Here is a 12042-nt window from a genome sequence, read left to right on the forward strand (position 1 = left end):
GGCCCGCCGCGGGGCGGCCCTGCGGGGTGGCGGCCGGGCGGTCCCGCGGCCCCGCATCCCCTCTCCCTTCGCGCGGCTCCGCGCCCCCTCCCCCTTCGCGCGGCCCCGCGACTGGGCGTTCGGCATCGGCGTGGGGGGTGGGCGCGCGGTCTGCCGGCGCGCGGTCGGTGACTGCGCCTTCCGCGGTGGCGGGGTCGGGGACCGCGTGCGGTACGCGGGGGGCGTCCGGTGGTGTTGGCATGGGAAGGTTCCTCGTCTCGTGCGCGCACCGGTGACCGGCCTGCGCAATTCCGATGGTGGGCTGGGCGTGGCCCCCGCGGGAGGCGGGTGGAATGCGGCGGAACGGAGAAGCGGGGGAGAGCAGGGAGCGAGCAGGAGAGGGGACGAGCAGGAGAAGGGGGAGCAGAAGAGGTGGAGCGGAAGAGGGGCGGCGGGCGGCGGAAGGGCCGGGCGGAATTCACCGGGGCGAGCGGGCCAGGCGACGGGTTTCGGCGAAGGGGAATCTGGTCGCCCTGTTACGCTGAATGGCCATGGAGATACGGCAGTTGGAGTATTTCGTCGCGGTCGCCGAAGAAAAGAGCTTCACGAAGGCGGCGGCCAAACTGCACGTCGCCCAGCCGGGTGTGAGCACGCAGATCCGGCAACTCGAACGCGAACTCAAACAGCCCCTGCTCGACCGCTCCGGGCGCACCGTGCGCCTCACCGAGGTGGGGGCCGCGGTGCTGCCCAGCGCCCGGGCGGCGCTCGCCGCCGTCGCCGAGGTGCGGCAGACCGTGGCCGACCACACGGGGCTGGTGCGCGGTCGGGTCTCGCTCGGCATGGTCACCTCATCGGCGACCGCCCACGACCTGCCGCGACTGCTCGCCGTGTTCCACGCCCGCCACCCGGCCATCGAGATGACGCTCGCCGAGGCGACCTCGGACCGGCTGCTCGGCGGGTTGCAGGACGGCCAGTTCGACGCCGTGGTGTTCGCCCCGTCGGCCGCGCTGCCGCCTGGCATCGACACCCTGACCGTCGCGGACGAACCGCTGGTCGCCGCGGTCAGCCCGGGTCACCACCTCGCTGACCGGGACCAGTTGCCGCTCGCCGGTCTCCGCGACGAGCCGCTGATCACCTTCCACTACAGCGTCGGCGCCCGGGCCACCGTCGAAGCGGGCTGCGCCGCCGCCGGCTTTACGCCGCAGATCGCCTTCGAGGCCAGCGACCCGCGAGTGCTGGCCGAACTCGCCGCGAACGGCCTCGGCGTGGCGATCCTGCCCGCCCCGTACGCCACTTCCCGCGCCCCGGCGCTGCGGACGATCACGCTTACCGATCCTGACCTGCGCGCCGCGCTCGCCTTCGGCTGGCGCGCGGCCGGCCCACACGGCCCCGCGGCCCGTGCCTTCATCCGCCATCTGCGCACGGCCTTTCCCGCCGGCGGGGCCGATGCCGGAAATGCGCCCACCGCCGCCCCGCACTCCTGAACGCAGAAAGGCGCCGGGCCATGGATAAGTGCCGCGCATTTCTGTGTGGGGATTCGCTTCCGCATGACGGGAAACCTCCCGTAGAAACTCCTACGCGCCCGGGTCGGGCACGTACCGAAATCCTGTCCCGCCGCGGCCGGGAAGGCCAATAAAGACTTCGTATGCCAGCCATACCGAATCCGGATGCGCGCGTTGTCCAAGCCCCCGGCCGGCCCCGCCCCGTCGGCTTCCCCGCCCCGCCCGCCACTCGCGCCACCCGTACCCGGCCACCCAGCCCACGGGCCGTACCAGGACCCGCCCGACCCACTCGCCCCAGCAGCCCCCGGCCGGCCCCGCACCCCACCCGGCCCCGCACCCCGCGCTGACCCGTGGGCCAGCTCCGGCAGCCGAGCCCCCGCCCCGCTCCGTGGTGGAGCTCACCGACAGGGCGCGGCCGGGGCCGTTATCGTCCTGGGGACGACGCGGCCGGACCACAGGGGGGCCGCACAGGAGCGGGGGCCGGCGGCGTGCGACGGAGAGCCTACGGAACGGGGCTGCGCGCGCTCGCGTGCGCGCTCTTGGCCTGGCACGTGTGGCTGGTGTGGCACGCGGCGAGCTACGAGGCGGCCGACGTGGAGTGGACCTGCGACTCCCAAGGCTGCTCCAGCGACTCCTTCGCGGCCGGCGCACCCCTCCTCGGCATCGCCACCGGCGCGGTGCTCGGCCTCCTCGCCACCCGCTTCCTGCGCCGCGCGGCCGGCGGCACGGTGGCCGTGTTCTGCGCCCTGGCCTGCATCGTCGGCTGGCACGACGCCGTGGCCGACGGGCTGGTCGGCCACGACTCGGTCACCGCCTTCCACATCATGCTGCCGATCTCCACGCACTCCGTCTCCGACTGGCTCACCGTCCTGTGGTGCGTGGTGGGCGTCGGCTCCGTCCTCGCCTGGTGGGGAGCGGCCGTCAGCCTCCGCCGCAGCGCCGCCCTGCGCCGGCTGACCGGCCGGTACGCGACGGCCGAGGCCACGCTCTCCGGCTGGCGCTCGGTGAGCGGCAAGTACGGCGAGGTCACCGTGGCCTTCGAGGACGAGAAGGGCGTGGCGTACGAGGTCCCGGCCGTCACCGAACGCATCGCGCTGCGCCGTACCGTACGGGCCGTCTACGACAAGCAGCACCCGGCCGACGCCCGCCGCATCCGCGTCGCCATCGCCCCGCGCACCCTGTGGAGCCGGCCATGAGCACCGTCCCGTTCACCGTCCGCCGGCTGTTCACCGTGTTGCCGCTGCTCTCCGCCGCCGTCACCGGCCTGTGCCTCGCCGCCCTCACGGTGGGCGCCGTCTCCGGGCCGCGCTGGCTGCTCCTGGTCGGCCTGCTCACCAGCGCCCTGGTGCTGGCCGCGTTCGGCGCCATCGGCGAGGCGGGCATTACGACGACGCAGGAGGTGGCGTGGCCGTTGCGCGAGGGCGGTCCGCGCGCCTACGCGCCGGCCGTGGTGCACCGGGTGCGCGCCGTGGACCGGACCACCAACGGCCCGGCCGGCGACCCCCGCTCGCCGGACAGCGCCTTCGAGTTCGACCTGACCGTGGTGCCGCCCGCCGGCCACGCGCCGTACCGCATCCGCCTCCGGCACCCGCTGGACCTCCAGGGGCTGCTGCACCGGGACCGCGCCGTGGTCGAGTACGACCCGCAGCAACCCTGGCGCGTCATCCTCCCGAACAACCCACCCGCCGAACACCGCTCCCAAGCAACCCACCTCCCCGCCCCACCCCCGGCCCGCACCCTCCACCCCAAGGGCCTCCCCCCGGGAGCGCTCGTCCTGGCGCTGGGGCTGGTGGCGGGAGCGGCGCTGGTGGGGGCTTGGTACGGGGCGGGGTGAGGGGGGGCAAGTACCGGCGGCTGCTGTGGCAGCGGTCGAAGCGCCGCCAGGACAGTTCGGGGGCACGGTGAATCCAACGCTGGGCAGTGTCGGACGATCAGGGGCGTCGTCCAGGGCCACGAAGACCCGAAGCGTTCGATCGGCGAGACGGGTGCCCGACAGGATCTCGCCATGGTGCAGTGACCCCAGGAACGCCCAGAGTTCTGGGCTCTCGGACTGCCGATCCATGCCGACCACCGTGGCACAAGGCGTGAGTCCTGTGTGCCTCGTCGTTGTCGCTGGCCATGCGGCGACGTCGCAGGCCGGCGTCGTGCTGCGGGCCGAGCCAGCCGTGGTCGGGGCGGTGGGCTACAGCCCACCGCGTTCGCCACCAATGTCCCCATCAGCGCACTTGAACCGCGACGCCTTCAACGAGTGCGGGCGAAGGACCTCTACGGCATTTCGAGCCAACGACTTGACGGCAAGACTCCTCGCGAAGTTGGAAGGCTGGATAGGATGAGCAGTTCCAGTCATGAGGAGATCGGGGGGATACACATGGTGGTGCATTCATTAGGCCAGGGGGACCCAGACGTCATCTCGGGATACGTACTCCAAGGCCGCCTGGGAACCGGCGGGATGGGGGCAGTATATCTTTCAGCCACACGCGGGGGGCAACCAGTCGCCATCAAGACAGTGCGCCCTGACCTCGCGATGGATCCGCGTTTTCGGCAGCGGTTCGAACGGGAAGTGCAGGCTGCCCGAAGTGTGCGAGGGCAGTACATTGCAAACGTAGTGGACAGCAATATCGAAGGGCCGATGCCCTGGCTGGCCACAGAGTACGTTCCAGGTGTATCGCTGGCGCAAGCCATTTCCACTCATGGCTCGCTTCCGATCAGAACATGTATAGGATTGGCGGCCGGCGTTGCGGACGCCCTGGAAACCATCCACGCCGCCCGCATCATCCATCGGGACCTCAAGCCGGGAAACGTCGTCCTGACCCAAAGTGGATTATCCGTGATCGACTTTGGCATCGCGCGAGTTCTGGACCCCACTTCTCTGACGGGCACCAACACCCGCATCGGCACCCCAGCCTTCATGGCTCCCGAGCAATTTAAGCGCGATACGCCAACCACGTCGGCCGTGGACGTATTCGCCCTGGGGTTGACCATCCATGTCGCCGCGACGGGATTCCATCCTTTCGCGGATGAATTGCTCGCCGCCATTCCTTACCTTATGGGTGGCGAACCGGATCTTACCGATTGCCCGGAACCGCTGCGGGCCCTGATTGGTAGCTGCCTGGCGATGAACCCCGCTGATCGGCCCGAAGCTGCCGAGGTGGCCTCCATGTGCCGGGAGGTGGGAAACCGGCTCGGCCTGACTGAGGTGCTCCCTGAGGCCGGGTGGCTGCCCGACCAGTTCACTGTGGTTTCAGTGTCGGCGCCGAAAAACTCAGCCATCCCGCCAAGTGATTCCGCAGCTCCGGCTCCACCTGCACCTGCGGCTAGAAAATCGAGGAAGTGGTTTGCTGTAGGTTCCGCGGTACTTGCCATCGCGGGAATCGCGTCCTTCGTCATCTGGATCGGCCCTTGGAATGGCGACAGCGAGGGAAGAGATGGCGCCCCGGAGGCTAAGCCGAGCAGAGATGCGACTGTGCCTGAAACCCCAGTAGAGAAGCCTCGCGAAATCACTGAGGGCGAGGAGCGCCTCAATGATCGAGTCAAGCACGCATTGTTGGATTGTAAATCCGTGGAAGGTCTATCCCGGATACCTGGAGCAAACGTCACGCTCTCATGTACACCAAAATATGGCGCAGGTACGGCCCTCTCCGAGTCCGAGGCCAATGGGATTTCTGTGCGCGTCGCCTCATTTCCCGTAAAGCAGGATATGTATGAATTTGAATCATTCGTCAAAAGGGAGGAAGGGGAAGTTCAGGACGATGGAGAGAGAGGCGAGCCAAAGAGTGACCTGAGTGAGATTACCTTGAGTGTGAACGATTTCCCGTACCAGAGTTCAGTGGAAGACAAATATGGGGCGAGAATTGGCGAATTGTTCACTCATGAGAATGCGCTCGACGTCTCCACGATCAGTTGGACCTTCGAGAATGATTTCTACGTCGACATGCACAAGGAGTACTTTGTCGTCGTGGCTGAGAGTAAAGACAGGGAAGCATTGGTCAGGTGGCGGAACGAGGGGCCGATCATTTAGAGGTCATTTTCCCTGTGGTTTCATCCTGTGATGCGTACTTGATCCGGTGCTGTCGGGTCGAGGGCCGCGCGGCTGGGGTGTTGGAGGGGGCAGGGTCGGTCGGGCGGGCTGTGGGCTCCCGCCAAGCTGACTGGGTCGACCCGGCCGAAGGGACGTCCCGGTCACGGGCAACGGGACACCTCGGTCAGAGGGGCACCCCGGTCAAGGAGACGTCCCCGTGCCGTCAGCCCACCGGTATCGCCGGCCGGGCCGTGCCGCGGAAGACCTGCTCGGTGTGCCAGGTGCGGTGGTCCGCGGCGACGGGGCTCGACCCCGGCTGCGGGCCGAGCACGGGGCGGCCGGCCAGGGCTATGACCTGTTCGCGGGCGGCCCGGCTGCGGCCCACGAACTGCTGGGAGACCAGGACCCGCAGGTCATCGCCTATGCCGAGGACACCCTTGTCGAACAGCTTGTGGTGCAGCGAGCACAGGCACAGCCCGTTCTCGACCTCGTCGGGACCCTCGAAGGCCCACCACCGCACGTGCGCGGCCTCAAGCCCCACCGGCTGCATACCGGCGCCGGCGCTGCTGAGCTGCCCGTCGTAACCACAGAACGCGCACTGGTACTCGTACGCCGTCAGCACCAGGTTCCGCATCCTGCGGTCGCGCTGGCGGCGGGCCGCGATGAGCCTGGCCTCGTCCGCCGGCTCCAGGTCGAGGCCGACGGCCTCGCACAACTCGCCGTGCAGGGACGGCGGGAAGTGCCGGTCGAGCAGCACCCGGGCCAGCCGGCCGAGCAGCTCCGGCTCGCCGCGCAGCGCCGCGCGCAACTCGGGCGCCAGCCGGCCGGCGGCCCCCGACGCCCGCAACTCCCGCACCAGCGGGCCCGGACTGCCGGCACCGCTGGCGGTGCGCACCTCCCACACGCCGTCGGTGACCAGGTGGTGGAAGGGGTAGGCCGGGGTGGTCTTGTGCGCCGGCCCGTACTCCGCGAGCAGCCGGCCGAGGTCCGCTTCCACGGCGGTGTACGGGAGCTGCGCGTCCGCGTCCCGCTGGAAGTGACCGAGCGCGTACAGCACCAGCAGCGGCTTGTGCGGGGCGCGCGTGCCGCCCCGGGTCCACTGCCGCAACTGTGCGATGCGCTCGGGCCAATTCATGCCTGCGAGCGTATCCGGCCCCACTGACAATCCGGCCGCCGGCCGGTCTGACCAGCGGTTTCCCCGCCGTCAGCGGCTCGACCCCGGCCCGTGCCCGTACGACGTTGCCGGCTGTCGTGACCTCGCCCGCCCCCACCCTGCTCGCCTCTGCGACCTCACCGGCCCCGGGCGACCTCATCGGCCCCGGGCGACCTCATCGGCCCCGGGCGACCTCACCGGCCCCTGCGACCGCGTGCCGTCAGACAGCCCCCGTCGGCCCGGCAACCCCGTCCAGCCCGTCCAGCCCGTCCAGCGCTTCAAGCACCTCAAGTCCCTCCGTCCCCGCCAACCCCACCGGCAACTCCCCGGCGTGGAGGACGCCGAGCCGCTGGGTGGCGCGGGTCAGGGCGACGTACAGGTCGCTCACGCCGTACGCGGCGGGCTCCACCACCAGCACCGTGTCGAACTCCAGCCCCTTGGCCTGCCGCGGATCGAGCAGGACCAGGTCCCGGGTGAGGTCAGGGACGGGCCCGTGGGCCGCTTCCGGCAGGGCGGCGAGGAGGTCGCGGTGCAGGTCGGACGGGGCGATGACGGCGGTACGGCCGCCGGCGTGCGCGCCGCTGGCCGCCCGGGCGACCGCACCGGCCAGCCCGTCCGCGGCCACCCGCAGCGACCAGGGCCGCACCCCGGTCGAGCGGACCGAACCCGGCGGCGCGAACGCGGGGTCGTGCGCGCGCAGGAAGCCGGCCGCCACCTCCATCACCTCCGCCGGCGTGCGGTAGTTGACGCCGAGCCTGACGTGGCGCCAGCGGTCGGCCACGTACGGCTGAAGGACGCGCTCCCAGGAGCCGAGGCCGGCCGCCTCCGCGGTCTGCGCCGGGTCGCCGACCAGCGTCATCGAGCGGGTGGGGATGCGGCGCATCAGCAGCCGCCACGCCATCGCCGACAGTTCCTGCGCCTCGTCCACGACGATGTGGCCGAACGCCCAGGTCCGGTCGGCCGCGGCGCGTTCGGCGGCGCTGCGGTGGTCGGCCTCCTCGTGCCGCTCGGCCATCCGCTCGGCGTCGATGATGTCGTGCGCCGCCAGCACCTCCGACTCCTCGTCCTCGAACTCGTAGGTCTCCGAACCCGCCGACAGGTCGAGCACGCCCTGCGCGTAGGCGATCCGCTCCTGGCGCGCGGCCTCCTCGGCGGCCCGGGTCGCGCTGTCGTCCTCGCCGAGCAGTTCGGCCGCCTCGTCCAGGAGCGGCACGTCCGCCGGGGTCCAGGGGCCGTCCGCGCGCCGGATCAGCTCGGTCGAAGCGGCGTCCAGGTGCACCGGGTCGGCGAGGAAGTCCGCGACGAACCGCTGCGGCGTGAGCTGCGGCCACAGCTCGTCGATGGCCGCGTGCACCGCCCGGCTGGTCGCGATCTCCTTGCCCAACTGGGCGATGTCGTCGGGGCCCAGCAGGTTCGGCCCGCCGAACGGGTCGGCGCCGATCCGCTCCGCCAACTGCGCGGTGAGCGCGTCGATGACGTGGAAGGCGAAGACGGGCCTGGCCAGGTTGTGCCGCAGCCCGCTCTCCCGCGCGCGCCAGCGCGCGTCCTCGGCCATCGCCCGGTCCAGCGACAGCGTCCCGTACCCGTCGTGGTCGATCTCGATCGCACGCTCCGGCACCACCTGCCGGTCCCGCAACGCGCGGGCCAGCACGTCGGCCATCGCGGCCCGGCCCTTGACCTCGGCCGCTGCCGGCGTGTCGGCGCCGGTGGCGCGCACGCCGGGGAAGAGTTCGCCGAGCGTGGCCAGCAGCACTCCGGTCTCGCCGAGCGAGGGCAGCACGTCGCCGATGTAGCTGAGGAAGGCCGGGTTCGGGCCGACGACCAGCACCGCGCGGCGGGCCAGCAACTCCCGGTGCTCGTACAGCAGGTACGCGGCCCGGTGCAGCGCCACGACCGTCTTGCCGGTGCCCGGGCCGCCCTCCACCACCAGCACGCCCTGGTGCGGGGCGCGGATGATGGCGTCCTGCTCGGCCTGGATGGTCCGCACGATGTCGTGCATCCGCCCGGTACGGGCCGCGTCCAGCGAGGCGAGCAGGACCTCGTCGGCGTCCGCGCCCTCGTGCCCGGTACGGGTCGGGTCGCCGAGGTCCATCAACTCGTCGTGCAGCGCGGTGACCGTGCGGCCCTCGGTGCTGATGTGACGCCTGCGCCGCAGCCCCATCGGGGAGTGCCCGGTCGCCACGTAGAACGGCCGCGCCACCTCGGCCCGCCAGTCCACCACCAACGGCGTACGGGACGGGTCGTCCCGGCGAATTCCAATGCGCCCGATGTGGTGGGTCGATCCGTCCCGGAAGTCGAGCCGACCGAAACAGAGCCCGTTCTCACCGGTCTCGATCGCCTGGAGCAGGCCGGCGCGCTCCGCCACCCGCACATCCCGCTCAAGCCTGGCCTGAAAACCGTTCCCGACCGGGGCCAGCGCCTCGCGCACCGCATCGGCCGCCTGTTCCCGCAGCTCGTCGAGGCGGGCATAGACGCCGGTAATGAATTGTTGTTCCTGCCGCATTTCCTCGGTTGACAATTTCACTCCTGACGGGATATGCTGCTCGCAGAAAGTTTCTCCTTCATGCCATTCTTTGAGCGGGCATGAAGGTTTTAATATATGCAGGGACGAGCCCCGGATGTCAATTCATCCGGGGCTCGTCCTTTTCTATCTCCGCGCCGGTGTTCCCGCCCGTGTTCGTGTTTGCGTGGGCGTCCGCCTCCGCGTCCCCGTGCGCGCGTGGGCGTGCGCGTGCAGGTCGGTGTCCGTGCCCGTGTCCGCGGCGGATCGTCCCGGCCCGTACGGCGGGTTCGTACGGCAGGCCCGTACGGCGGTCCTCGGACGGCGGGGCCCGTGCGCCGGGGCCGTACGACGGGTGGGCTCAGCGGTCGATGAGTGCGGTGGCGAGGGTGACCTGGGTGGGCTCCAGGGCGTGCTTGCCGTCCTCGACGTCCCACAGGCCGTTCTGGAGGACGCGGCCGAGCGTCCAGCCGACGGCCCGCTGCCGGTCCAGGCCGAGCGCCTCGGTCAGCAGGTCGAAGCGGCGCAGCCCCGTACGCGCCACCTCGTCCGCCGTGACGCCCGGCGGCCAGCGGTCATCCAGCGAAGGCAGCAGCTCGAACCCGGGGTCGCCGGCCAGCGCCTCCGGGTCGATCGCCAGCCACGGCTCCCGCACGCCGGCCAGCACGTTGCCGCCGTGCAGGTCCCAGTGGAGCAGCCGGTCCCCGGGCTCGGGCAGTAGCTCGGCGACCGCGTCCGCGCAGTAGCGCAACAGCTTCTGCTCGGCCGGCTCCCGCAGCGCGCCGACGGCGCCCGCGGTCTGCTCGACCATCTCCGCGGCGATGTCGGCGAGGTGGCGCAGCCCGGCGGGCGCCGGCAGCGCCGTCATCCGCACCAGCAGATCGGCGATGACCGGCATCGCCGTGCCGTCGTCGGCCACCGCCGACAGCGGCCGGGCCGCGTCCAGCCGCTCAAGCAGCATGCTGGCCGTGGCCGGATCGTGGTCGAGCAGCCGCACCACGCCATCACCGTCCCAGGCCCGCAGGGCGGCCACCGAACCGGCCGTCTCCTCCCGCACCTCCTGCAACTTCAGCGCCGCGGGCGTGCCGTCCGCGCAGGTCACGGGCGCTACCAGGGAGGCCATCCCGTACCTCACCGGCCCCTCGATACGCAGCTCCCAGCGCTCCACCATCGCCTCGGCCAGCGCGGGCACCCCGGCCACCCAGTCCCGCCCGGTGGGGCTGACGAGCGCGTACGAGGCGGCGAACGCGTCGGGGACGACGAGTCCGGTGGGTTTGGTGTGGGAGCGCGCGTGGAATCGCGCGTGCGGGCGTGCGTGGTTGGCCGGTGTGGCGGGGTCGGGTGCACGGCCTCCCGGGGGCGGGCCCGAGGGGGAGGAACTCATGTCGACTTCTCCTTCGTGGATTTCGGGTTCCAGCGGTCGCCGAGGTGGCGCACCACTGGGGTGACGAAGCGCCGAGGTGACGAAGGAGGTGAGGTGGTGCCCGGGCGGCGGGCAGGCGTCATTGCATGGCCACACGGTAACCGGGCGCCCCCGCATGACGCGGCGCATTTTCCCCCGGCGGGCTGGCCGCTCCCCACCGGCAACCGCTCAGCCCGCCCACCGGCAACTACCGCCCGCCCACCGGCAACCGCCCGGCCCCTCACCCACCGGCCGGCCCCGCCCGCGACGCCACCGTGACCGGCCCACCGCCACCGCCACCGGCCCGCCGGCACCACGAACGGCCCGGGCCCGCCGTCGCCGTGCTACCCCGCCGCCACCGCATCCGCGAAGGCCGCGTGCAGACCGGGGGCGAGCCCCTTCACGTAGGCGTGCTGGCGGACGAGGCGGCAGCCGCGGCGGCGCTTGGCCTCCGCGCTGCCCACCGAGTAGTGCACCGTGCGCACGCCGCACCGGGCGGCCCGCTCGATGAGGTGGTAGAAGAGCAGCCCGAAGTAGACCGGCAGGCCGTCGGTCGCCGCGTAGTCGAAGCCGACCGTGCGGACGTAGAGCTCGTCGCGGTGGCGGAAGTACAGCAGCGAGCCGACCGTCCGCCCGTCGAGGTCGGCGAACTCAAGCCCGGCCGCGTCACCCGCGTGCGCGGCGATCCGCTCCCGCAGCCGGCGCACTGCCGCGTCGTCGAAGGTTCCGTACTTCCGGTTCAGCCACCCTTCGAGCCGGTCTGCCGTGGCCAGCGCGGCCGGGTCGAGTCCGCCGGCGCGGTAGCGCACGCCGGCGGCCGTCAGCCGCTTCCGCTCGCGCCGCACGTTGTTCCGCATGTTCGCCGTCAGCGGGCAGTCGGCCGCCCCGCGCGCGTACGCGTCGAAGCCGCCCGCCGGGACGGTCAGCACGGCCGCCTCGTGGTGCGGGAACGCCACGTAGCCGTGCTCGGTGAGCGCCTGCCGTAGCGGCGCGGCGTCCTCGTCGACGTAGAGCATGCCGACGCTGCGCAGCCCGCGCGCGGCAGCGGCGCGTTCGGCGCCGGTCAGCAACCTGTCCAGCACGGCCCGCTCCGCGTCCGACCCCGGCTCCAGGCCGCCGGTGCCGATCCGGGTGTGCGCCGGATTCCGGCCACCGAGGAAGAGCGCCGGCATCAACGACGCGGCGGTACGGGCACCGGAACCCGTCGCGCAGGAGGTGAGGAAACGCGTGGCGAGGAATTCCGCACGGCAGAAAGGAAAAGGGGAGTCGGCGGCCATCGGATAGCAGGCGAGAGTGGCTAGATGCTGGTCGTCCGAGTAGGCCGTACGGAGATAGCAGGGAGGTAGGTCGGCGGTGTCAGCGGCGATGCGCAGCCAGGTCGAAGAGGCGTAGAAATCGTGTGCTCCCAGCGATGCGTCCCAGCGCTCCAGATCGAGGTCGGCGAGGTGGTCGACCTCTTCGCAGGGGGCTATCGGCGGCGCCATAATG

General features: G+C 71.5%; 8 protein-coding genes. 4 read left to right on the top strand and 4 right to left on the bottom strand.

The features are described from left to right. Window positions 1-530: 530 nt before the first annotated feature. The 4 genes from ACMA1D_RS15935 to ACMA1D_RS15950 all read left to right on the top strand — a co-directional run bounded on the left by ACMA1D_RS15935 (window position 531) and on the right by ACMA1D_RS15950 (window position 5499). Window positions 531-1463, top strand: a complete 933-nt coding sequence (locus ACMA1D_RS15935; RefSeq protein ID WP_414724628.1) for a LysR family transcriptional regulator — start codon at window positions 531-533, stop codon at window positions 1461-1463. A 506-nt stretch (window positions 1464-1969) separates the two neighbouring features. After that, a complete protein-coding gene (locus tag ACMA1D_RS15940; RefSeq protein WP_414724629.1) occupies window positions 1970-2677 on the top strand; it encodes a hypothetical protein in 708 nt (235 codons plus the stop codon). Then, entirely contained in the window at window positions 2674-3315 is a 642-nt protein-coding gene (locus ACMA1D_RS15945) for a hypothetical protein (RefSeq protein WP_414724630.1), read from the top strand. The genes ACMA1D_RS15940 and ACMA1D_RS15945 overlap by 4 nt, the downstream gene beginning before the upstream one ends. A gap of 534 nt (window positions 3316-3849) precedes the next feature. Further along, window positions 3850-5499 carry a serine/threonine-protein kinase gene (locus ACMA1D_RS15950; RefSeq protein ID WP_414724651.1) on the top strand — a complete coding sequence of 550 codons (1650 nt, stop codon included), beginning with the start codon at window positions 3850-3852 and terminating at the stop codon, window positions 5497-5499. 223 nt (window positions 5500-5722) lie between these two features. Here ACMA1D_RS15950 and ACMA1D_RS15955 read toward each other — a convergent pair whose 3' ends face one another. From ACMA1D_RS15955 to ACMA1D_RS15970, 4 genes are all read right to left on the bottom strand, one after another. Then, entirely contained in the window at window positions 5723-6634 is a 912-nt protein-coding gene (locus ACMA1D_RS15955; protein ID WP_414724631.1) for a phosphorothioated DNA-binding restriction endonuclease, read from the bottom strand. Between the two features lie 238 nt (window positions 6635-6872). Continuing rightward, window positions 6873-9155, bottom strand: a complete 2283-nt coding sequence (locus tag ACMA1D_RS15960; protein ID WP_414724652.1) for a HelD family protein — start codon at window positions 9153-9155, stop codon at window positions 6873-6875. A 358-nt stretch (window positions 9156-9513) separates the two neighbouring features. Further along, on the bottom strand, window positions 9514-10536 hold the full coding sequence (locus ACMA1D_RS15965; RefSeq protein ID WP_414724632.1) for an aminoglycoside phosphotransferase family protein: 1023 nt from the start codon (window positions 10534-10536) through the stop codon (window positions 9514-9516). Window positions 10537-10898: 362 nt separating this feature from the next. Continuing rightward, the gene (locus tag ACMA1D_RS15970) at window positions 10899-12038 is read right to left on the bottom strand and encodes a GNAT family N-acetyltransferase (protein WP_414724633.1); all 1140 of its coding nucleotides are present in this window, start codon (window positions 12036-12038) and stop codon (window positions 10899-10901) included. Between the last annotated feature and the right edge of the window lie 4 nt (window positions 12039-12042).

This window comes from Streptomyces sp. 796.1, from assembly GCF_047525675.1.
Lineage (GTDB): Bacteria > Actinomycetota > Actinomycetes > Streptomycetales > Streptomycetaceae > Streptomyces.

Coding starts and splice junctions, on each gene's coding strand:
- ACMA1D_RS15955 (WP_414724631.1), bottom strand. CDS start 6,634: ATGAATTGGCCCGAGCGCATCGCACAGTTGCGGCAGTGGACCCGGGGC.
- ACMA1D_RS15965 (WP_414724632.1), bottom strand. CDS start 10,536: ATGAGTTCCTCCCCCTCGGGCCCGCCCCCGGGAGGCCGTGCACCCGAC.
- ACMA1D_RS15950 (WP_414724651.1), top strand. CDS start 3,850: ATGGTGGTGCATTCATTAGGCCAGGGGGACCCAGACGTCATCTCGGGA.
- ACMA1D_RS15935 (WP_414724628.1), top strand. CDS start 531: ATGGAGATACGGCAGTTGGAGTATTTCGTCGCGGTCGCCGAAGAAAAG.
- ACMA1D_RS15945 (WP_414724630.1), top strand. CDS start 2,674: ATGAGCACCGTCCCGTTCACCGTCCGCCGGCTGTTCACCGTGTTGCCG.
- ACMA1D_RS15970 (WP_414724633.1), bottom strand. CDS start 12,038: ATGGCGCCGCCGATAGCCCCCTGCGAAGAGGTCGACCACCTCGCCGAC.
- ACMA1D_RS15960 (WP_414724652.1), bottom strand. CDS start 9,155: ATGCGGCAGGAACAACAATTCATTACCGGCGTCTATGCCCGCCTCGAC.